The sequence below is a fragment of the Oribacterium sp. KHPX15 genome (genome assembly GCF_900107835.1).
GTDB lineage: Bacteria > Bacillota > Clostridia > Lachnospirales > Lachnospiraceae > Oribacterium.
This window is the reverse complement of record NZ_FNRG01000011.1, coordinates 21,183-44,733: the sequence shown is the minus strand read 5'-3', so window position 1 is coordinate 44,733 and position 23,551 is coordinate 21,183. Positions and strand designations below refer to the sequence as shown.

The 23,551-nt window shown below is 45.9% G+C and carries 15 protein-coding genes; 2 read left to right on the top strand and 13 right to left on the bottom strand.

Annotation, left to right across the window (positions count from 1 at the left end):
• Nucleotides 1–11: 11 nt before the first annotated feature.
• The 12 genes from rpsG to BLV86_RS18255 all read right to left on the bottom strand — a co-directional run bounded on the left by rpsG (nt 12) and on the right by BLV86_RS18255 (nt 19,101).
• A complete protein-coding gene (gene rpsG / locus BLV86_RS08480) occupies nt 12–482 on the bottom strand; it encodes a 30S ribosomal protein S7 (protein WP_029200262.1) in 471 nt (156 codons plus the stop codon).
• 176 nt (nt 483–658) lie between these two features.
• The gene (rpsL, locus tag BLV86_RS08475; RefSeq protein WP_029200263.1) at nt 659–1,078 is read right to left on the bottom strand and encodes a 30S ribosomal protein S12; all 420 of its coding nucleotides are present in this window, start codon (nt 1,076–1,078) and stop codon (nt 659–661) included.
• 661 nt (nt 1,079–1,739) lie between these two features.
• Nucleotides 1,740–5,420 (bottom strand): DNA-directed RNA polymerase subunit beta', encoded by a 3,681-nt coding sequence (rpoC, locus tag BLV86_RS08470; protein ID WP_044916078.1) that lies wholly within the window; start codon nt 5,418–5,420, stop codon nt 1,740–1,742.
• A gap of 12 nt (nt 5,421–5,432) precedes the next feature.
• Nucleotides 5,433–9,560 carry a DNA-directed RNA polymerase subunit beta gene (gene rpoB, locus BLV86_RS08465; RefSeq protein WP_090816285.1) on the bottom strand — a complete coding sequence of 1,376 codons (4,128 nt, stop codon included), beginning with the start codon at nt 9,558–9,560 and terminating at the stop codon, nt 5,433–5,435.
• Nucleotides 9,561–10,078: 518 nt separating this feature from the next.
• Nucleotides 10,079–10,582, bottom strand: a complete 504-nt coding sequence (locus BLV86_RS08460) for a hypothetical protein (RefSeq protein ID WP_044916077.1) — start codon at nt 10,580–10,582, stop codon at nt 10,079–10,081.
• Between the two features lie 541 nt (nt 10,583–11,123).
• Nucleotides 11,124–11,534 carry a DUF1934 family protein gene (locus BLV86_RS08455; protein ID WP_090816283.1) on the bottom strand — a complete coding sequence of 137 codons (411 nt, stop codon included), beginning with the start codon at nt 11,532–11,534 and terminating at the stop codon, nt 11,124–11,126.
• Nucleotides 11,535–11,827: 293 nt separating this feature from the next.
• Complete coding sequence (locus tag BLV86_RS08450; protein ID WP_090816325.1) at nt 11,828–12,907, bottom strand: D-alanine--D-alanine ligase family protein; 1,080 nt, start codon at nt 12,905–12,907, stop codon at nt 11,828–11,830.
• 294 nt (nt 12,908–13,201) lie between these two features.
• The gene (locus BLV86_RS08445; RefSeq protein ID WP_090816281.1) at nt 13,202–14,665 is read right to left on the bottom strand and encodes a helix-turn-helix domain-containing protein; all 1,464 of its coding nucleotides are present in this window, start codon (nt 14,663–14,665) and stop codon (nt 13,202–13,204) included.
• A 188-nt stretch (nt 14,666–14,853) separates the two neighbouring features.
• Nucleotides 14,854–15,150 carry a preprotein translocase subunit YajC gene (yajC, locus tag BLV86_RS08440; protein WP_031549054.1) on the bottom strand — a complete coding sequence of 99 codons (297 nt, stop codon included), beginning with the start codon at nt 15,148–15,150 and terminating at the stop codon, nt 14,854–14,856.
• A gap of 593 nt (nt 15,151–15,743) precedes the next feature.
• Nucleotides 15,744–16,475, bottom strand: coding sequence for a hypothetical protein (locus BLV86_RS08435; RefSeq protein WP_090816279.1), 732 nt, complete (start codon nt 16,473–16,475; stop codon nt 15,744–15,746).
• Between the two features lie 262 nt (nt 16,476–16,737).
• Nucleotides 16,738–17,706, bottom strand: a complete 969-nt coding sequence (locus tag BLV86_RS08430) for a hypothetical protein (RefSeq protein ID WP_090816277.1) — start codon at nt 17,704–17,706, stop codon at nt 16,738–16,740.
• A gap of 123 nt (nt 17,707–17,829) precedes the next feature.
• On the bottom strand, nt 17,830–19,101 hold the full coding sequence (locus BLV86_RS18255; RefSeq protein WP_242873271.1) for a UDP-galactopyranose/dTDP-fucopyranose mutase family protein: 1,272 nt from the start codon (nt 19,099–19,101) through the stop codon (nt 17,830–17,832).
• A 252-nt stretch (nt 19,102–19,353) separates the two neighbouring features.
• Between BLV86_RS18255 and BLV86_RS08415 the strand changes: the two genes are divergently transcribed.
• On the top strand, nt 19,354–20,394 hold the full coding sequence (locus BLV86_RS08415; protein WP_090816275.1) for a diacylglycerol/lipid kinase family protein: 1,041 nt from the start codon (nt 19,354–19,356) through the stop codon (nt 20,392–20,394).
• Between the two features lie 424 nt (nt 20,395–20,818).
• Nucleotides 20,819–21,688 (top strand): hypothetical protein, encoded by an 870-nt coding sequence (locus BLV86_RS08410; protein ID WP_090816272.1) that lies wholly within the window; start codon nt 20,819–20,821, stop codon nt 21,686–21,688.
• A 182-nt stretch (nt 21,689–21,870) separates the two neighbouring features.
• On the opposite strand, the gene BLV86_RS08405 is transcribed toward BLV86_RS08410, so the two are convergent.
• Nucleotides 21,871–23,307, bottom strand: a complete 1,437-nt coding sequence (locus tag BLV86_RS08405; RefSeq protein WP_090816270.1) for a hypothetical protein — start codon at nt 23,305–23,307, stop codon at nt 21,871–21,873.
• Between the last annotated feature and the right edge of the window lie 244 nt (nt 23,308–23,551).

The window sequence follows — 23,551 nt, the reverse complement described above, 5'->3', positions numbered from 1 at the left end:
TTTTCCTCCTATCAGAATCTGTAGTGCGCGAATGCCTTGTTAGCCTCAGCCATTCTATGCATCTCTTCCTTACGCTTAACAGCTGCACCGGTATTGTTTGCAGCGTCCATGATCTCGTTAGCGAGTCTCTCAGCCTGAGTCTTCTCAGATCTCTTACGTGAGAACTCTGTAAGCCAACGAAGGCCAAGTGTCTGACGTCTCTCAGGCTTAACCTCCATAGGTACCTGATATGTGGCACCACCGATACGCTTAGCCTTAACTTCAAGAACAGGCATGATGTTGTTCATAGCCTCTTCAAATACTTCTGTAGCTTCCTTGCCGCTCTTCTCTGCGACGATGTCGAATGCACCATAAACGATCTTCTGTGCAACACCCTTCTTACCATCAAGCATGATGGAATTAACAAGCTTTGTTACAATCTTTGAATTGTAGATTGGGTCTGCGAGAACGTCTCTGTGCAGAGTATGTCCTTTACGTGGCACGTTACTTCCCTCCTTAAAAATTTGTTTTAGATCATCGGTACTCTACGCAACTGCTACTTAATTGTAGTGTTTTGCGAGTTCATGCGGACAAGGACACACCTTATATAAATAATGAGTTCCATTATCCGTCATTTTAACCATGTCTTAATTACTGAATCTTACTAAGGTAATCTAAATTACTTCTTAGCCTTAGGTCTCTTTGCGCCGTACTTTGAACGGGCCTGCATTCTGTTTGCAACGCCGGCTGTGTCCAGTGTTCCACGGATGATATGGTATCTTGTACCAGGAAGATCCTTAACACGGCCACCACGGATCATAACAACAGAGTGCTCCTGAAGGTTATGTCCCTCTCCCGGAATGTATGATGTAACTTCGAAACCGTTTGAAAGTCTTACTCTGGCGATCTTACGAAGAGCTGAGTTAGGCTTCTTAGGTGTAGCTGTCTTAACAGCTGTACATACACCACGCTTCTGAGGAGCGGAAATGTTAGTTGCCACCTTCTTTAAAGAGTTGAATCCTTTCTGAAGTGCAGGTGCGGTAGACTTCTTCTTCTGAGAAGTTCTGCCCTTTCTTACTAACTGGTTAAATGTAGGCATTTGGTTCTCCTTTCAATAGATTTATAATATGTATATTTTTTAACCTGAAATACCAAACAGGGCGTGTTTTTTCACGCACGCCTAAGTACTATACTTCAACCACATTTTATTGTCAATCAAATTTATATAATTTTCATATAACAAAAGAAACCACACTATTAACTGACTCATAATCTGTTTTTTGTGATATGAGTCATTGTGAAACCTGAGACTACATGACTCATAATCACATTTTAAAATATATAGGTCATAAAAAATCAGTCCAAATCTTGACTCATTTATCCTTTTTTAGGATATAGGTCATTAAAAACCGGGTAAAGTATTGACTCTAATTTCAATTTTGGAGATTTAGGTCATTAAGCTTCAGGTATAGTCTTGACCCATATTACGTTTTTGAGGATTTAAGTCATTGAGTATCAGGAAAGGGCTTGACTCATATTCCGTATTTAAAGATTAAGGTCATTGAGTATTGAGTCAGGGCTTGACTCATATTGCGTTTTTGCTGATATAGGTCATTTGAGTATCGGGGATTACTTGACCCATATTCTTTTTTTGTGAATATAGGTGAAAAGGAACCGCAGCAAGCCGCGATCCCTTTCTTCTATTATTACTGTTTGGTTACGGACTGTTTAGTGTTAAACACTTCATCAGTCAGAACTATTTACAGCACATTATTCTTCTGGTTCTCGATTCTGTGACGGGCTGCGATTCTCTCAACGCCTTCAGCATCGATGTCGAATGCCTCATCAGGTGTGAAGAGCTGCTCTGTCTCGTCCTCGATATCCTCAATATCCTGTGAAAGCTCTACATTTCTGTAACGCTTCATGCCGGTACCGGCAGGAATGAGCTTACCGATGATAACGTTCTCCTTAAGTCCCACAAGGTTGTCTCTCTTTCCGTTGATGGCAGCCTCGGTAAGAACCTTGGTTGTCTCCTGGAAGGATGCTGCTGACAGGAAGGAGTCTGTTGCAAGAGATGCCTTGGTGATACCAAGCATGATTCTTGTTCCCTCTGCCGGCTTTTTGCCTTCTGCGATAAGCCTCTCGTTCTCATCCTCGAAATCAAGACGATCAACAGTTGTACCAGGAATGAAGTGTGAATCACCTGCTTCGTTGATACGTTCCTTCTTCATCATCTGATGAACGATCATCTCGATATGTCTGTCCTGAATCTCAACACCCTGGAGACGGTATACTCTCTGAACTTCAGAGATCATGTAATCCTGTACTGCCTTGGTGCCCTTGATCTTCAGGAGATCATGAGGGTTAATGGAACCTTCTGTAAGTACATCACCGGCCTCAAGAACCTGACCGTTCTGTACCTTAAGTCTGGAACCGTATGGAATAAGGTATGTCTTTGACTGAGCATTAGCATCATCAGTAACAACAACTTCTCTCTTCTTAGCGGTTTCCTTGATCTCAACCACACCCGGGATCTCTGTAAGAATTGCAAGTCCCTTAGGTTTACGAGCTTCGAAAAGCTCCTCAACTCTGGGAAGACCCTGTGTGATATCACCACCGGCAACACCACCGGTGTGGAAGGTTCTCATGGTAAGCTGTGTACCCGGCTCACCGATTGACTGAGCAGCGATGATACCTACTGCCTCACCGATCTGAACCGGCTGACCTGTTGCAAGGTTTGAACCGTAGCACTTAGCACATACACCATTCTTTGAACGGCAGGTAAGTACGGTTCTGATCTTGATGGTCTTTCTGCCCATATTGTTAAGAGCCTTGATAACACGCGGTGCACGCTTAGGTGTAACCATGTGGTCAGCCTTAACAACAGTCTTGCCTGTCTCAGGATCTACTATATCCTCAGCGATGTAACGTCCTGTGATACGATCCTGAAGTGACTCGATCTTCTCCTGTCCGTCAGAAAGCTCTGAAATCTCAAGGAACGGGATCTTGTCCTTATTTGCTGAACAGTCAAGCTCACGGATGATGAGATCCTGTGTAACGTCAACCATTCGACGGGTAAGGTATCCGGAATCGGCTGTACGGAGCGCAGTATCGGAAAGTCCCTTACGAGCACCGTGTGCGGAAATGAAGTACTCCAGTACGTCAAGACCTTCACGGAAGTTTGACTTGATAGGGAGCTCGATGGTACGTCCGGTTGTATCTGCCATGAGTCCACGCATACCTGCAAGCTGCTTGATCTGCTTATCGGATCCACGGGCTCCGGAGTCAGCCATCATAAAGATGTTGTTGTACTTATCAAGACCACTGAGAAGGTCATGAGTAAGCTGATCATCGGTCTTCTTCCATGTATCGATAACTTCCTGATATCTCTCTTCCTCTGTTACGAGACCACGACGGTAGTTACGTGCGATCTTGTCTACAGTCTTCTGAGCTTCATCAAGGAGCTGCTGCTTTGATGCAGGCACTGTCATATCTGAAATGGAAACGGTCATGGCTGCAATTGTAGACTGCTTGTAACCCATAGACTTGATGTCGTCAAGGCTTAGTGCTGTCTGTGTAGCACCGTGAACGTCCATTATCTTTTCAAGAATCTTCTTGAGGTTCTTCTTCTTAACTATCTCATCGATCTCAGGAAGGATCTCATTGCCCGGAATTGTACGGTCAACAAATCCGAGATCCTGAGGGATGATCTCATTAAATATGAGACGACCTACAGTTGTATTGATAACGCCCTCAACAGTTCTCTCGGTACCGTCCTCGTTCTTGAGGTTCTTCTTGATACGTACCTTGATCCTTGTGTGCATGGTAATGTAGCCGTTTTCCTTTGCAAGGATAGCCTCGTTAATGCTCTTGAAGAACATTCCCTCGTTAGGCTCACCGGGTCTCTCCTGTGTGATGTAGTAGATACCAAGTACCATATCCTGTGAAGGAACCGCAACAACACCACCGTCTGAAGGCTTAAGCAGGTTGTTAGGTGCGAGAAGCATGAATCTGCACTCTGCCTGAGCTTCCTGTGTAAGCGGAAGGTGGATAGCCATCTGGTCACCATCGAAGTCAGCATTGAACGCTGCACAAACGAGCGGATGAAGTCTGATAGCCTTGCCTTCTACGAGGGTTGGCTCGAATGCCTGGATACCAAGTCTGTGAAGGGTCGGAGCACGGTTAAGCATAACCGGGTGTCCCTTGATAACGCCTTCAAGGATATCCCAAACCATAGGATCGAGTCTCTCGACCATCTTCTTGGCATTCTTAATGTTGTGTGCCTTACCTGTATTTACAAGCTCCTTCATTACGAAAGGCTTGAAAAGCTCGAGAGCCATCTCCTTAGGAACACCGCACTGGTAGATCTTAAGGTCAGGTCCTACGACGATAACAGAACGTCCTGAGTAGTCAACACGCTTACCGAGAAGGTTCTGTCTGAAACGTCCCTGCTTACCCTTTAACATATCTGAAAGTGACTTCAGAGCTCTGTTTCCGGGACCTGTTACAGGACGTCCGCGACGACCGTTATCGATAAGAGCATCAACAGCCTCCTGAAGCATACGCTTCTCGTTACGTACGATGATCTCAGGTGCGCCAAGCTCGAGGAGACGGGCGAGACGGTTGTTTCTGTTAATGATTCTTCTGTAAAGGTCATTAAGATCAGATGTTGCAAAACGTCCGCCGTCAAGCTGTACCATAGGACGAAGATCAGGCGGGATGACAGGAAGCTGTGTAAGGATCATCCACTCAGGAAGGTTTCCTGATGAGCGGAATGCCTCAACAACCTCAAGTCTCTTTACGATTCTTGCTCTCTTCTGACCGGAAGCGTCATCAAGCTCCTGTCTTAATTCTGTATACTCTCTTTCGAGGTCAATGCTCTTAAGAAGTTCAAGTACAGACTCAGCACCCATTCCTGCACGGAAGGAACCATAGCCGTACTGTTCAACCGCATCTCTGTACTCCTTCTCGGAAAGAACCTGCTTGTATTCAAGCTGTGTCTCACCCTTATCAAGTACTATATAGCTTGCGAAATAGAGAACTCTCTCAAGGACACGGGGGCTGATATCAAGTATCAGACCCATCCTTGAAGGAATACCCTTGAAATACCAGATATGAGAAACAGGTGCTGCAAGAGCTATGTGTCCCATTCTCTCACGTCTTACGGAGGACTTTGTTACCTCAACACCGCAGCGGTCACAAACAACACCCTTATAACGGATCTTCTTGTACTTTCCGCAGTGGCACTCCCAGTCTTTAACCGGTCCAAAGATACGCTCACAGAAAAGTCCATCCTTCTCAGGCTTCAGAGTTCTGTAGTTGATCGTCTCAGGCTTCTTAACTTCACCATGAGACCACTCCAGGATCTTCTCCGGAGAGGCAAGGCCGATCTTGATCGAATCAAACTGAACAGGCTCATTTATTTTATCAAGCTGTGCCATGTATTCCTCCTATTATACTTCATCGTCGTCTGAGAAATCGTCAGACTCCGAAACGATATCTTCACTATCCTCAAAGAAATCATCTTCCTCTGAAGAATCATCCCCGAAACCATCATCCATGAGATCTGCGCCTAATGCTGACACAAGCTCATCGTCACCATCCGAGAACATCTCTACACCCTGTGCAGACATATTTTCATCAGCGTCAACAAGCTCACCGTTCTTGAATTCCTGAGCTGCGAAGCCATACTGGCCGAGGTTCTCATTCTTATCATAACGGTTGTCTCCGCCTGAAAGCAGACGGTGCATATCCTGGTTAGCATCGTAGAGATCCTCTGTGATCTCGATTTCATTCTGCTGATCGTCAAGTACACGAACGTCAAGGCAGAGTGCCTCAAGTTCCTTAAGCATAACCTTAAAGGACTCAGGTACACCCGGAGCAGGGATATTCTGTCCCTTTATGATAGCCTCATAGGTCTTAACACGTCCTGCAACGTCATCGGACTTCATGGTAAGGATCTCCTGAAGTGTGTATGCAGCACCGTAAGCCTCGAGGGCCCAAACTTCCATCTCTCCGAAACGCTGTCCACCGAACTGTGCCTTACCACCAAGTGGCTGCTGTGTAACCAGTGAGTACGGACCGGTTGAACGTGCGTGGATCTTATCATCTACAAGGTGGTGGAGCTTAAGGTAATGCATGAATCCGATAGATGTCTTGCCATCGAACGGAAGTCCTGTACGTCCATCGCGGAGCTGTACCTTACCATCGGTTCCGATAGGTACACCCTTCCACTCCTCTCTGTGATCGAGATGAGCACCGAGATACTCATAAACCTCAGGATCAAGCTCTTCCTTGTGTAATTCTGTAAACTCTTCCCATGACTTGTTAGCGTAATCGTTAGCAAGGATGAGAGTCTGTCTGATATCCGGCTCTGTAGCGCCATCAAAGATAGGTGTAGAAACATCTACGCCGAGAACCTTTGCAGCGAGAGAAAGGTGTAACTCAAGCACCTGTCCGATGTTCATTCGTGAAGGCACGCCGAGAGGGTTAAGCACGATATCGAGAGGGCGTCCGTTAGGAAGGTATGGAAGATCCTCAACAGGGAGAACTCTTGAACATACACCCTTGTTTCCGTGACGGCCGGCCATCTTATCACCTACACCTATCTTTCTCTTCTGTGCGATATAAATACGAACCGACTCTGAAACTCCCGGAGCGAGTTCGTCTGAATTTTCTCTTGTAAATACCTTGGCATCCACAACAACGCCGTATGCGCCGTGAGGTACCTTTAATGAAGTATCACGAACTTCTCTTGCCTTTTCACCGAAGATAGCACGAAGAAGTCTCTCTTCAGCGGTAAGCTCTGTCTCTCCCTTAGGAGTTACCTTACCAACAAGAATGTCACCGGCACGAACCTCAGCACCGATGCGGATGATTCCACGCTCGTCAAGGTTCTTTAATGCATCGTCACCTACGCCGGGAACATCGGAAGTGATCTCCTCAGGTCCGAGCTTGGTGTCACGGGCTTCACATTCGTACTCTTCAATATGAATAGATGTATAAACATCATTCTGGATGAGCTTCTCTGAAAGGAGAACCGCATCCTCGTAGTTGTAACCTTCCCATGTCATGAATCCGATAAGAGGATTCTTACCGAGAGCGATCTCACCCTGACAGGTTGAAGGACCATCGGCGATAACATCACCTTTCTTTACATGGTCACCTGCAAATACGATAGGCTTCTGGTTGTAGCAGTTGGACTGGTTGGATCTCATGAACTTTGTAAGCTTATACTCATCAAGAGTTCCATCGGAGTCACGGCGAATGATGATCTTGTTTGAAGCAGAGATCTCAACTACACCATCAGACTTTGCAACACAGCAAACACCCGAGTCAACGGCAGCCTTGGCAGAGATACCTGTATCAACTGCGGCTCTCTCGGTAACCATAAGAGGTACGGCCTGACGCTGCATGTTTGATCCCATGAGGGCACGGTTAGCGTCATCGTTCTGGAGGAACGGAATCATGGAAGTAGCAACTGAGAATACCATCTTAGGTGATACGTCCATCATATCGATAGAGGCCTTAGGGAATGCCTGGGTAGCCTCTTTGAAACGGCCGGAAACATTGTCATGAAGGAAATGTCCGTCTGCATCAAGGGGCTCGTTTGCCTGTGCAACTACGTAGTTATCCTCTTCGTCTGCAGCAAGGTAAACAACGTCTCTGGTAACCTTAGGGTTCTGTGGATCAGACTTATCTACCATACGATATGGAGCCTCAATGAATCCGTACTCATTGATACGTGCATAGGATGCGAGAGAGTTGATAAGACCGATGTTAGGTCCTTCAGGTGTCTCGATAGGGCACATACGTCCATAGTGAGTATAGTGTACGTCTCGAACCTCAAATCCTGCACGATCTCTTGAAAGACCGCCCGGTCCGAGGGCTGAAAGTCTACGCTTATGTGTAAGCTCTGAAAGCGGGTTGTTCTGGTCCATGAACTGTGACAGCTGTGATGAACCGAAGAACTCCTTAACAGAAGCTGTTACTGGCTTAATGTTTATGAGGCTCTGAGGTGTGATCTCCTCGATGTCCTGTGTTGCCATACGCTCGCGGACAACACGCTCCATACGGGAAAGACCGATACGGTACTGGTTCTGGAGAAGTTCTCCCACAGCACGGATACGACGGTTTCCGAGGTGATCGATATCATCCTTGGTTCCGATCTCTTCCTCAAGATGCATGCAGTAGTTAATGGAAGCAAAGATATCTTCCTTAGTGATGTGCTTCGGAACAAGCTCATGCATATCCTTCATGATGGCTATACGGAGAGCTCTCTGATCGTCAGCATTCTCCTCCATAAGTCTTGCAAGCTCAGGATAGTAAACGAGTTCCTCAGGCTTATCCTGGTCGATAAGTGCCTGCTTCTCCTCGAGAGTAAGGGCATCCCAAAGCTTCTTCTCAGCCTCTTCGCTTAATGATGCATGTGTGCGGTCAGCCTGCTTTTCAAAGTACTCCTTAACGTGCTCGTACTCCTTAGCCTCATCGTAATCGATCTCTGAAGCGTCGAAAGTAACGTACTTGTTAAGGTCTACCTGCATTGCAGAAAGAACCTTCACCTTACGTGTAGGACCATCGATCCAAACATAAGGAACTGCTGCATCCTGGATCTCGATAGCCTTATCGCGGGAAATCTCCTCTCCTGCCTGTGCGATAACTTCACCTGTTGTCTCATCGATAACATCCTCAGCAAGAGTATGTCCCTTGATACGATTCTTGAAGTGAAGCTTCTTATTGAATTTATAACGTCCTACCTTTGCAAGATCATAACGGCGTGGATCAAAGAACATGCCATTAAGAAGTGAGCTTGCTGAATCAACTGAAAGCGGCTCACCCGGTCTTATCTTTCTGTAAAGTTCAAGAAGACCGCCTTCGTAGTTCTGAGCCTCAGGTGACTCCTTCTCGAAAGAAGCCATGAGCTTAGGCTCTTCACCGAAGAGGTCAATGATCTCGGCATTGGAGCTGACACCAAGGGCACGGATAAATACAGATACAGGAACCTTACGGGTTCTGTCTACACGTACAAAAAATACGTCATTGGAATCTGTTTCATACTCGATCCATGCACCACGATTAGGGATAACTGTACATGAGTAAAGCTCTTTACCAATCTTATCGTGATCTTCACCATAGTAAATGCCCGGAGAACGAACGAGCTGTGAAACGATAACTCGCTCTGCACCGTTAATAACAAATGAGCCGGTATCTGTCATAAGAGGCAGATCGCCCATAAATATCTCATGTTCGTTGATCTCTTCCTTATCCTTGTTGATAAGACGTACTTTTACCTTGAGAGGTGCTGCGTAAGTTGCATCACGCTCCTTGCACTCTTCAATGTTGTACTTCTTCTCGTTCTCGCAGAGCTTGTAGCCTACGAACTCAAGGGAAAGGTGTCCAGCAAAATCCTGGATCGGAGAGATGTCATCAAATGCCTCGCGGAGGCCGTCTGAAAGGAACCACTCGTAGGAATCCTTCTGGACTTCAATCAGGTTTGGCATCTCCAGCACTTCTTCATGCTGCGCAAATGTCATTCTGACGTTTTTGCCGTTTTTAACGACACGCATCTTGCTTTTTTCCATTGACCGTTCACCCCATTGCGGGAAACCCGCTTGATCTTTGTGATTCATAGAAAGATGTGGATGTTCTCAAAATGTGCATTCATCGTTACGAGCATTGTATTTCGATGTATCAACATTTCAATGAATCTGGTTAAATGTTTCCTAATAGTTACATGTATTTTGAAAGCCGAAAAATGGGCGCAATACGCCTAGGGCCCCAAAATAGGTATCATACATATTATCGCAGGAAGCGGACTCAAGTCAAGGGGTGCATTTAAAAAAATAATTTTCTCATAAATATACAAAATCTGTGACACTTTTGTGACATTACTCGTGATAACTTATACATGTAAGAAAGAAAAAGCAATGTACTAACCTTAGCCAGATAGATGCATAGCATTTTTCATAAACAAATCTCATAATTACTTCCTTATGAAAGCCTCCGACCCACTGCAATGGGTTGGAGGTTTTTCATTGTGTCGAGAAGGGGCTAAAAAAAAGCGGCTCACCGGAAAGTGAACCGCTTTGTATGATTTTATTTATTTCTTTGATTCATTGAGCTGCTGCTCAGCCTTTTTTCTGAGGCCCGCCATGAAGCCCTTTTTCTCAGGTGCCTTGGGAATTGCGCCGCCGCGAACTGAAAGGATCTTACGGATATAGATTCCGGCAACAGCCACCTTACACTCTTTGTGTAAAGGAATCTGGTCAAATACGCTTGGATCAGCCATAAGTGTCATGATCTGAGGGCCAACCTTTGCCTTCACTACCGGAAGCTTGCTGAGCTTTAAGTACATAGGAGTCTGCTCCTCAACCTGCTTGGGAAGTCCTGCTGCTACAGCTTCCTTTATAGACATCTTCTTTTTATCTATAACCAGAATTGTAACGTTCTGAGTATTGGCTTCGATCATAGGCTGCTGTTCTGCCTGCTGCTGACTCATCTTACGTCCAAAATAGTAAAGAACTCCAAGAATAACAAGAAGAATCAGAAGTATGATGAGAAGTACCTTTCCTACGGTACCTATTGATATAGCCATTAAAAACATATATTAAATCCTCGACTTTCAAAAAATACATGGTGGCGGATAAACCGCCGAACCTAATATTACTATTTGAGCTGTTAAAATGCAAGGAAAAAACCATCTGTTTGACCGCAATCGTTTGACCGCATTCAGCTTTTTTCTAATGCGAGTCATACTCGAAAGTTCTTTTACATGACCTCAATTGAATATTTATCCGATATGAGTCATTCCCGTAGGCTTCTTTATATGACCTAAATCAAGTATTTTTTCGATATGAGTCATCCCCGTGGGTTTCTTTATATGACCTAAATCATGTATTTTTCGATATGAGTCATTCCAGTGGGTTTCTTTATATGACCCAAATCATGTATTTTTCGATATGAGTCATTCCAGTGGGCTTCTTATATGACCTAAATCATGTATTTTTCAATATGAGTCATCCCCGTGGGTTTCTTTATATGACCTAAACCGGATTTTTATCTATCCGAGTCATGGTTTTGTCCATTTTAGCTTTATGCAAGAGTCGGTACTGTTCTAGCAATTATGATTCTTAGGACTACACCGCCTACGCCTTAGCGATCCTTATCTCTATCTCATTTTCCGAAACCTGATTTCCGAACTGGGTGATGCTGTAGGAAAGGAAGATGTTCATCACAAGTTCTGCATGGACACGGTCGATTTCGACGCGTTTTGTATCGAAACCTAGCTCCATGTAGCCCATGGGGGTTTCGTAATTCATGACATGCTTGGTGTTTTCCTTGTAACGGAAAGCGTTGTCATGCTTCCAGTTTCTGACCACTGTCACTTCCTTTCCGGCTGTATCCACCCGCATTTCATTGTGGACTCCGTCCTGGAAATAGGTCAGGATCTGTGTGCCGTCGCCGACTTCTCTCAAGATGCCATCGGAAACTGTATCAAAAATATCTGTATCGCCATCCACTGTCTGGCGGGATTTCATCTCTATTCTGACCCGCATTTTTCCTCCAGAATTATTCACAATGCAAGGGGGCAGACCCCTTTACAAAAATCTTACGGCAAGAGCCGCCCCCGTGAGGAGTCTGTAAGGGGGGTAGACCCCCTTGCAGAATTCTTACGGTCTATGGGTAACAAGAAACCCCGGTCAACGACCGGGGCTATCTGAAATCTTAAACATTTAAAAGGATAAAGGATTGTGTATTTCGTACATTTATTATGTAGATAATATAGCACCGGCTGCACGAAAGTGTTTGAAGGAATCCAAAAGTAAAAGTTAAGAATTTCTTAGGGTCGTTAACCCTGCGTAGTCGGTCGGGTAAAAGCAGTATCTATAAGCGCCTGCACCAGTCTCGGTTTATCGATTCCCTTTACGCCCCAAAGCATCGGATACATGGAGATGGCGGTGAAGCCGGGAAGAGTGTTTAGCTCGTTGAAAACCGGGCCGTTCACCGTAAGGAAGAAGTCGATTCTGGCAAGTGAGAATCCGTCAACTGCATCGAAAACCACCTTTGCGGCTTTGCGGATGAGTTCCCGGTCATCTTCATTAATATCAGGGTCAGTGTCGGTTTCGGACTGCGGATTGTTGTACTTCGCATCGTAATCATAGAAATCGGCGGCTGCCTTGATCTCGCCGACGCCGCTGGCCTTGATGTTGCCGTCAATGTCTCTGAACACGGCGCACTCAACTTCGCGGCCAATGATGGTCTCTTCGATGAGAACCTTGTAGTCAACCTCGTAGGCTTTTTTGATGCCCTCGATGAGCTGCTCGCGGTTGTAAGCCTTGGTCACGCCGCAGCTGGAGCCGGCGCTGGAGGGCTTGACGAAAACGGGATATTCAAATGCCTTCTCAACGCGGCGAACGCATTCGTCCATATCTTTGATCTCGTTGCCGACAACGGAAACATACTCCGCCTGGCGAACGCCAACCTTCCTGAGAGGCTCGTTGCAAATGATCTTGGTGTAAAGCTTGTCCATGGAAACCGCGCTGGCGAGAACGCCGCAGCCAACGTAAGGAATCTTAGCCAGCTCGAAAAGTCCCTGAATGGTGCCATCCTCACCGTTTTTGCCGTGAAGAGCCGGGAAGATCACGTCGATCTTTCTGAGGGAAATGGCTCCGGACTTGTCCTTTATAAGAAGTGACTGAAGCTTTGCGTCGGGAAGAAGGCAGGCCTTGATGCCGGATTTGTACCAACTTTCGTCGATGATCTGATCGAGAGACTCAGCAAGGAGCCACTCTCCTTCTTTGGTGATACCCACCAGGAGCACGTCGTATTTTTCCTTATTTATATTTTTTACAATGTTTACTACGGATTTGCAGGAAACTTCATGTTCTGTTGATCTTCCTCCGAAAACCGCCATTAATGTCTGCTTCATATTTTCAGATGCCATCCGGACGCAGGGTTGCGACCGGAGCTTTCCTTTCTAAAGGGTAATGTTTAAAGAGATTTTACTACATTGGAGCGTTAATGCAAGACGGAGTTTCAGCCGTAGGCTTTCATCAAATCACATCTTGGCTAAATATAAAAAAAGAGACCTATTTAAAGACTAACACTAAACAAAAAAAGTGCGCTGAGATCATGTAGGAGAAAGGCTCAGATCTCAGCGCTTGGAGAAAAAGAGGTTTTAGGTATGTTCTTGCATGTCTGTTTTCGGTCGAAAAGCTCAAAGTTACTTCTTCAGCCAGCCAAGCTCGCCGCGCTTTAATTTGAAAAGCATGTCCTTCTTTCGGTCGTAGATGGAAAGAAGCACTCGCACCTGCTCGGGGGTACGATTGGAGCTCGCCAGAACCTTGCTGAGCTCGTCATTGGTAAGGAGCTTATCCACTTCAACTATGGAAGGATCCTTGACCAGTCTCAACAGGCCGAATTCATTCTCGGCGAAACTGTCCACCGGGATATTGTTGAGTTCGAGGGTTCCATGGTTCATGTCAAGATCGTAGAACATGGAGTTTCCCGAATCAAATATGGGTGCTAATTTTACAAACTTGAGAGTCTCCGCATCTCTCAGCACTCCGAAATTGTCATAGTTTCTGTCAGTATTGGAAATGATGAAGTCCGTCAGGATCTGATAATCCAGAAATGCTTCCACATCAGATTTAGGGATTCCGCCATCTTCGCAAGCATTAACAAAAATGTCATAATCCGATGCGCCTTTGTGCATCCTTCTTCCTGCCCGGATAAGTTCACGTGCAGATACGAACTCGAGATCCGCGGAGGTGAATGCTTCGGCACTCACACCAAGTCTCTTGCCATGACCGTAATCTATGGTGTAGAACTCATAATCCACGAAATCAAACTTCTGCTGCTTTCTGTGAATGTAGGCACCTACGACTTCGTTGAAGATCTGCTGGGTTTTGTTGCCCTCGGTACCCTTGACGAGATATCTCTTCCCTTCCACGCAAACCCAGGATTTGGGAACATTACCCTTGGTTGACCCGCTTGGAAAAAGCTCCTTCGTAATAGCAAAATCCTCATCAACGGGGAGACCGGTGAAATGGCTTGCACCAACAACATCGTCGAATTCATTGTTATAAAGGTTCACATCGTCCCATGTAAGACTGCTGCCCTGGGGTTTCAGCCAGTAGTCGTCGTTGAGGGACAGTCCCAGGTTCCTGAGAAGATATGCCTGAGGCGACAGGAATCCGAGTTTTTCCAATGTTGACGCCAGATTTCCCTGGGTAACCGGTGCGGCTCTGTGGTACCACCATGCCTTTAGGAAGCGGTCCTCCCCGACCGTTCCTATAGGCATACGGGTTTCATCCATAACACGGGTCACCGAAACGATCGAACCCGTCTCAGACTCGAGTACAAGGCCGGCTACTTCCCGGTCTTTATGCATTAGAATGTATGAACCTTCACCCTGTGCACTCAGTACTCTGGATTTCTGATTCTCGTCTGATACCATCTCTTTAAGCTCGCTTGGCTTTAAGGAACTGAGGTCAAAATCCGAGATAAGATCCTCCATGGTGCAGCCCAGTGCCCCTGCCATTTTCAGGATCGTATCCGCCTTTGCCGAACTAAGCTCTTTATGTCCCTGCTCATAATCCTGTATCGAGCGGAAAGATATCCCCGTCATATCCGCAAGCTCTTTTCGACTTATTCCCTTCAGCTCTCTAAGAGTCTTAAGATTCATCACCACCGCCTCAAAATCACTAAATCTATCTAAGTCCTATGTTACGCTATTTGACGTATAGTAACAATCAATTACGTTTTACGTATTTATTACGAATTTCGGTCATGACGGCAAAAAGGCGGGCAGCTGACGGATCGATCCGTGTGCTGCTCGCCTTCATTTCTTTATTATTCAATTGTAGCCGATTCTTATTTCTTGTCGTCGCTTGAAGAACCTGAATTTGGCTTCTCTATCTGAACGATAGCAACCTTCTGCATAGGGATACGGCAGTTCTTATTGTTACCGAACTCTACGATAACTGTATCATCTGTCATGTCAATGATAACTCCGTAAAAACCTGAGCTTGTAAGAACTGTATCTCCTACAGCTACAGATGCAAGAAGCTCCTGCTGCTTTTTACGTTCCTGCTGTGAAGGTCTGACACCAATAAAATAAAACATTGCAACGATTGCAACAACATAGATTATCCAGCCCACTGCGTTCATAAAACATCCTCCGTAGTTTCAAATATATAACTCACAAGGAGAAATTCTAACATAGAGATAAGCAAATATCCAGTAAAATCTGTGACACTTTTGTGATGATTGATGAGTTATATTTAAGTCAACAAAAGAGAAATGGAAATAAGAATGACGCCAACTTCTTATTTCAAAGATACTTGTGAATACTATTAATTAAGAGGCGGGAACCCATCAATCCCGGCCTCAATTCCCTTCATTAGTAATTAACTCCCTTCCGAATAGCAGGTTGACCGGTGTCGGTCATCCTGCTATTTGATTTTACAGAAAAACTGTTTCCAACTACATGTATATAATCTTCTTTAAATCATGGGAGTTTTGTTCGATATAGATGCTTTGTTTTCCTTTGCATCAATATAATCTTCTTTTTATCATGGGAGTTTTGTTCGATATAGATGCTTTGTTTTCTCTGTACATGCATATGATTATCATTGTTTATCTATGGTTTTATCCCTTCTGACCCAAAAAAGTCCATCAACCATTTCTGTGCTGTCGCAGATGGTTGATGGACTCAAAATACCTATTTAATTTTCCTTGTAAAGACTAATTTGCGTATTCTATCACTCTTCGTCAGAACCATCTGAATACTTTCCGTCAGGACCAGGGAAGTTGATAGTTGAAGTGTCTGTAAGAGGTGCTGCTGAGCTTACTGCTGCTCCTTCAGGAACGCTTGGACCGTTTGTATCAAAGCTTGTCTGGCTCATATCAGGACCGTCGTCCTCTGTGCTTGTTGTTGCACCTGTTGCACCTACAGTTGTTTTCTTTGAAATATACTTTGTCTTAACAATCTCGCTTGAATCAACATTTGTTGCAGTAAGGCGAGTCAGACTAAGCTGCTTAGTCTCTGAAGTCTGAATTGTCTGTATACCATTAAGCTTGTCAATTTCTTCCTGGCTTGCCTTTGAATCACCGTTTGCAAGCATCTGAGCTGTCTGTGCAGCTGCACTTGCTATAGCAGTAGTATCAAGGTTCTCTAATTTATCACGAACTACAGCGACACCGTCCTTAATCCATGAACCATCTGCTGCGGTTGTGAAACCATCAGGTGTTGTTGTGCCTGAATAAACGTAACCGTTCTCATCAAAAGCATAGCAAAGGAACTTTCCGTCTCCATCTTCGTCGATCCACTTCCAAACACTTGCAGGCCATGATCCGTCATCATTCTCATACCAGATTCCCTTTTCAGTTGTTTTAAACTGTCCTGCAATAACTGTTCCTGCGAACATTGAAACACTGAGTGCTGCTATGGTTGCGGTTGCTACTATTTTTTTGATTAAGTTCATTTTCTTCATTTTTTCTCTCCATAAATTCGGTTTTGTTTTAGCAAATAACCTTTACGTAGACATACTATACCACCTTTTTTTCAAAAGAGTATGACATTTTCAATTGTGAAAATATTAAAATTCTTTGTATTTAATTTTATAGCAAATTTAGATTTTTGGAAATCTGAGCGTATATTACCGCGTCATTCAGCGATATTTGCAAAATCAAAATTAATATAAAATAACGAAACTCTATCCATTCTTTTAAAAAGCAGCAAAAAGCCCATCATTTTTAAGCTTTAGACAGATGGTCCGTAATCATGGTTACGAAGTCATCCATGTAGGCCTGGCCGTCGGTATCGTATTCGAAAAAGCTGATTCCGAGGATGGACCGGTCGTCAGCATTCCACAAAAGTTCCAAGCAGGCGGTGACAGCTTTTCCGTCGCGTTGGCCCCTGAACACGGATTCACGCAGCTTGAAATCGCCGATAGTGAAGCTGGTGCGGGCCCGTTCCTGATAGAAGCCCTCCAGCTCCTTTTGGCAGGCGTCAAGGATTTTGTCCTGATAGCTCTTGTAATTACCGGCCGTCAGCTCTTCGCCGTCCCCTTCGGTGAAGCTCATGAAGGAAATCTGCGGGTAGGAGGAATTGCTGAAAACGTAGAAGTGATCGTAGCCCAGCTCGTCTGTCTGGTAGTAATTGTAGTACCCGGGGACCAATGCCTTTATCCCGGCTTTTGCATTGTAATAAAATCCCAAGTCCCCGTCGTGGTATCTTTCCTCGCCGACTTCACCCGTCAGGTTGTTGATGGCGCCTTCGTCGTGGATGAGCTGCACGTCGCCGTAATCCGTGGTGAACTCAATCATGTCGTCGGGGTTGATGGGAAGAATCTCCTCGGGAGAAGCTGATTCCTCAGTGCCACCGTGCGACTTTCCATCACCTGTTTCGTCGGAAGCATTATCTCCTTTTTTAATGTTTCCGGCTGTGGCGATAGCACCTCCGGTCTTTCCCGACATGTCAAGGCCGCCGTTTTCGGCCAAACTGTCCTTCAACATGTCCGAGCCGTCCTCTTCACCCTGAAGTGTGCCGGTTATTACTTCAACACGGCGTTCCCGGGATGCAGCGGTTGCTGATGAGGAAGGCTTTTTGGCGGTTTTTCCTTTTTTGTTTGATTTTCCGCAGGCGGGGAGAAGGATGGCGGCCGCGATGAGTGATGCAACACAAATTATTCTCAAAACTTTTCTTTTAACAACTAACCTCACAGTACTATCTCCATTTCTCAATGTTTTCTACTTTAATCATAAGCTGATCGGAAATATCACCATATCTCACTGATTTTTCTATTAAACATTGACCCACAATACTGTCCCCCATAGCTCACAATACTACTTCAGTTCCCTCTCGCACATGTCAAGAGCGGAAGCGATAACCTTGTCCATGTCGTAGTACTTGTACTCGCCGAGGCGGCCGCCAAAGATCACGCCGGTTTCGGCATCCGCAAGCTTCTTGTACTCCTCGTAAAGCTTTCCGTTTTTCTCGTCATTAACGGGGTAATAAGGTTCGTCGCCGGGCTTCCACTCGCTGGAGTACTCGCGGGAGATGACAGTCTTCGGGATATCATTGCCCTCGTCGTCCTTTCCGAACTCAAACCATTTGTGCTCAATGATTCTGGTCCAGGGAGTCTCACGGTCAGTGTAGTTGACGGCAGCATTACCCTGGAAGTTCGGCTTGTCAAGGAGTTCGTTCTCGAATCTTACTGAGCGGTACTCGAGGTAGCCGAGCTTGTAGCCGAAGTATGCGTCGATGGCGCCGGTGTAAACCACTTTGTCGGCGAGGGCGATGAGGTCCTTTCGGGGAGCACCGGACTCGTCGAAGAAGTCAACGCCGACGTGAACTTCGATGCTTCCGCAGCCAACATTTGTTTCGTTCTCGCAGGTCTGGGCATCAGCAGCGACTGAAGCCGCATCACTGCCGGGCTGAGCATTGGCGCTAACTGCAACTGCGTTCTTGCCGAAATCCTCGCCGGACTGGACTGCGGCACCGCCAAGCATTGCGGCAACCATCTTTGTGTAGCCGCCAACGGGGATGCCCTGGTAGAGAGCATTAAAATAATTGTTGTCGAAGGTGAGGCGAACGGGGAGGCGCTTAATGATAAAGGCCGGAAGTTCGGTGCAGGGGCGGCCCCACTGCTTCTCGGTGTAGCCTTTGATGAGCTTCTCGTAAATGTCTGTGCCCACCAGGGAGATGGCCTGCTCCTCGAGGTTCTTCGGCTCGGTAATGCCGGCCTCGCGGCGCTGGGACTCGATCTTCTCGGCGGCTTCCTCGGGAGTTACCACGCCCCACATCTTGTTGAAAGTGTACATGTTGAAGGGGAGGGAGTAGAGCTCGCCGTGGAAATTGGCAACCGGGGAGTTGGTGAAGCGGTTGAAGGTGGCGAATTTTTGAACGTAGTCCCAGACTCTTCCGTCATTTGTGTGGAAGATGTGGGCGCCGTACTTGTGGACGTGGATTTTCTCTACGTCTTCGGTGTAGACATTACCCGCTATGTTCGGACGGCGGTCGATAACCAGAACTTTTTTGCCGGCGGCTGCGGCTTCGTGAGCGAATACTGCGCCGTAAAGGCCGGATCCGACTACGAGATAATCATATTTTGACATGTTTCTTTTCTCCTTAGTTTACGTTGTTTTACAGCCAATTAAATCTACAAATTTGTATCAGAAATAAATGGCGAAAAAACTACGTTTATAGATGAGGGTAGTATAGCACAATGGGAGGGAAAATCACACCTGCGAAGAACGTTGCTTTTTGAAATATAGAACATCTATAATAATAGCTGAATATTAATAATAGCAGCTGAACAGTTGAAACAACTCTGGCTAACAGAACCACCGGATTTGTGAGGTGCAAAAATGGATAATGAAGCAGGAGCAAAAGAAAGCAATTCAAAAAAAATTGACGTTAATCCAAGAACAAATGAAACCAATTCAACAAATCTGACCAAAAACCCGCGCACTGAGGAAAAGGAATGGAAGAAGCCTCTCAAGAAGGCTCTCCTTCTGGTGAATCAGAATGCGGGGACGGGGAATGCGAAGGGGAAGGTATTCAGACTCATCAGCGGGCTTGTGAAGCTTGGGTATGAGGTCATTACTTATCCAATCATTCCGAAGATGAATATCACTTCAGAGAATATCATTGAGGCGTACAAGAATCGGGTGAAGCTGGTGGCCTGCGTCGGCGGCGACGGGACTCTGAATCATGTGGTCAATGCTCTTATGGCGGCAACCGACAAGGAAAAGGCGAGTCTGCCGGTGCTTTACATTCCCAGCGGGACCACCAATGATTATGCAAAGACTCTCGGGCTCAGCGGGGATGTTGAAAAGGTTATTCACGGGGTGGAGCACAGCCGGGTTTACCGTCTGGACATTGGCACCTTTTCGGATAAATATTTTAATTATGTGGCTGCTTTCGGGGCCTTTACAAATGTCAGCTACGCCACACCTCAGGATCAGAAAAATCTTCTCGGGTATCTGGCATATCTCGTAAACGGGCTGGCTTCGGCGCCGGTTTCTCTGCAGACCCGTTATCATCTGGAGGTGAGCCATGACGGCATAACCGAGGAGGGGGATTATGTCTTCGGAGCGGTTTCCAACGCAACATCGGTTGGCGGCTTCAAGACTCCTGCCCTTGCCAATGCTTCCCTCAGCGACGGTCTCTTCGAGGTCATCCTCATTAAGGCGCCGGATGCGCTTCAGGAAATCGGTGAGATTCTGATGGCGGCCGGGGACGGCAGTTTTGACAATCCTCATATAAAGATTTTCCGCACAAGTGAAGTGACATTCAGATCGGATAATGATATCGACTGGACTATTGACGGGGAATATGGCGGAGCAAAGAAGGAAGTTACAGTTTCGGTCATTCCGCAGGCGATAAGGATATATGCGGAGGATTGAAACCTAAAACAACGAAGTACTCAAACAACGAGGCTTCGTTGTTTTTTATTGCAGGATCGTCCCATGAAGCCGCATACAAACCTAAAAAAAGTCTAAAACGCCCTACAAAAACCTTAAGACTTTGAAAACTAAATTTCATCTTATTTCAAGGGCGAAAATGTTATATTTGGTCTGAAAAAAAGCGAAATAATATATAGAAAGCAGAAGCAGTGAGACGACTCACAGGCAAAGATTTTTTGTCACTGTAATCAGCCGATTCAAAGAAGTATGATACCTGTTTCAGAGTCTATATAACATAAAGTTAAAAAGTAAGCTTGCTGTATGCACAAAGAAGAAAGATTTAGCGCAAGCTTAAATGTAACGATTTCGTATTGAGTCGTAAGGGGTTTGTAACGGGGTCTGACCCCCAAGTGAGGGAGAAAAAATGAGAAAGCAATGTTTATTGAGATTAATAAAGACCGGACTGGCGTGCATCACATTGAGCGCTGCCTGTGCATTTACAGGGCTTGCGGGGTACTGGATGGCGAATGAAACCGGGTACTGGTATGTTCACGACGATGGCACATATCCCGCAAATGCATGGGAATGGATAGATAATGACGGCGACGGGATCTATATGTGCTACGCCTTCGACGAGAGGGGCTACCTCTACACGAATACTGTGACGCCGGACGGCTATGTAGTGGGGCCGGACGGTTCCTGGTACGAAGGTATCGTCCCAATGACGAGAGCATTTATCCATGGGGCTTCCATCGCTCCGACGCCTATGGGGGCAAATGTCAACACCGGTAATGATTCCTACGTTTATTCAGCTGATGGAATGCAGCTTGTCACACAAAGGTATACGACTCCTAAAAAGAAGACGTCAGGCAACTCGGATGATGATTCGGATTCAACAACTTCAAAATCCTCAAATAGCTCGAGTTCTAAAAAGAGTAACTCAAGCAAGAGTTCAAGCTCAAGCAGTTCGAAGTCAACTAAAGTCAGCGGTGTTGCATCATCGGAAATTGTCACAACGATATACAGAACAGGTAAATCCAGCAGCTCATCTGACTCAGATTCAGAAGACGCCACAACGGACACAAGCAGTACAAAATCAAGTTCCTATTCAGAACCTGATGTTGATAACACAAGTGATGATTCTTATGGACCGGGAGGAAATATTCCTAAGAGCTATTCCTCTCAGACAGTCTCTCCTACCGCAGATCTCAGGGAGTATGCCCCGACAAGCAACGTTGTAGAGCGTGACGGGTATGAGGACGACGACCAAAGTGATGACGAGGAAGATGAGTGATAATAAAAAAAGCCAAGTGATAATTGACGCCCCCTGTCCCGGTCGACCCGGATCGGGGGGCGTTTTGGAAGTCAGGCTCACGCCTTAAACGCCTTAACTAAAAAGCGCCCGACTTTTGATATGTGTCCAGGATTCTGGGTACATATCAAAAGTTGGGCGCTTGGTGTATTAATCTATGATAATTAGTCGAACAGGAGGACTCCGGCGACGTGCTTTTTGAGGCCTTTCAGCTTTTCGAGCTGGGTGCGGAGGTCCTTTTTGGAGGTGGTACGGTCAACGGCGATCAGGGTGTACTTTGCATCGCGGATGGCGTTGATGGCGGAAGCATCGGTGATGATGTCGCCGGCCAGCTTAACGGTGTCGTCGCCGTTTATATCGTTGATGGACTTCACGATGCTCTGAAGGGCTTCGGAATCGATTCTTCCGATAAGGGAGATGTCCTTGATATCCTCATCCTTGAAGGCTGTGGCGAAGGTCTTGACATTGGCGGCAGCTACTTCATAGAACTTCTCTTTATCCGGTAATGCATCTCCATAGGACAGCTTGTAAAGAAGTTTGTCAAATGCTCCTGACCCGGCACCGGACTTGTAGTCTCCGAAGATACGAAGGCCGAACAGATAAGAAATCTCGCCGGCATTTACGATCTTGTCTTCGATTATGGCCTTAAATACGATAAAGCCTGCTGCTACGAAAAATCCCAGGATCAGACCGATGATTCCGAACTTGACACCGGATTTAACAGCCTGGGATTTTGTGATGCCACTGCCGCTGCTGTCTGTACTTACCTTTGTATCCGCAAGTTTTGTGTATTTATCGTAGAAGGTTGAAATCTGGTTTGTAAGATTGATCTGGCTGTCGGAAAACTGCTTCTGAACATCAGCTACATAGTTATCATTTCCGGAGCCGGACTCAGAGCCGTCGGTCGAAGAAGTGTTTTCTACTTCGGAATACTCCATGAGATCAAGCTTATGCTCATGTATCTTGGTGTCGACCTCTTTCTTGTAGTTATCAATGGCCTCACTTATAGCATTAAGAATCTCTGTAGTTCTCCCGGAGGTGTCTCCCACAACTTTGACGTTGAGCACGCGGCCGGTGACATTAACCCTTATAAGCTCTGAAAGATACTTTGCAGAAATCTTTTCGGTGAGCTTTGACTGCACATAGGCTAGACATTCGCTGCTTGTAAGATAGGAAAGGTAAGCCTGCGCGATATCCGCTGAATAGTCCACGTCCTGATAGGTCATGTCAGGCATGATCTTGTAATCTGTACTTATATAGTAGGTGCTTGAGCCTGAGAAGTAATTGTTGGGGTTCATGTTCATGATTATGGATTCCTGCTCATAAACCTGATTCTTCTCAAAGGTCTCGCTCAGGCGGTCAAACTGTGCCTTATATGAGGCTAATGTTGCGTCATACTGAGTCACCTTTTCCTCGGCGGTTTCCTCTGCCTCGACAGCAACTTCCGTTCCCACCTTACTGAGTTCTCTTGCTCCCTTGTAACCTCCAAGGGCCAGTGCAAGTACCACTCCTGCGAGAAGGATGGTCTTCCATTTTCTCAAACATAAAAAACATAACTGAAGAAGATCGATCTCATCTTCGTCTCTCATTTCCATTTCCATATGTTAATGCTCCTTTTATTTCTCTAACCTAATAAGATTAACACAGTTGGGGCTCATAAATCTACAGATAATTCTTTACTTTTCTGTAAAGGGAAGAAACCTCTGGTGACAGTTCAGCCGGCAATGGTTCGCGAAGACCGTGGTCGGCTCTTTCCCCCACCATCCGGAGTTATTGGAACCACAGATTGACCTTAAAACTCAGAATTCAGAATATAAGTCAATGTGACCTGCCATTCAGGATGAC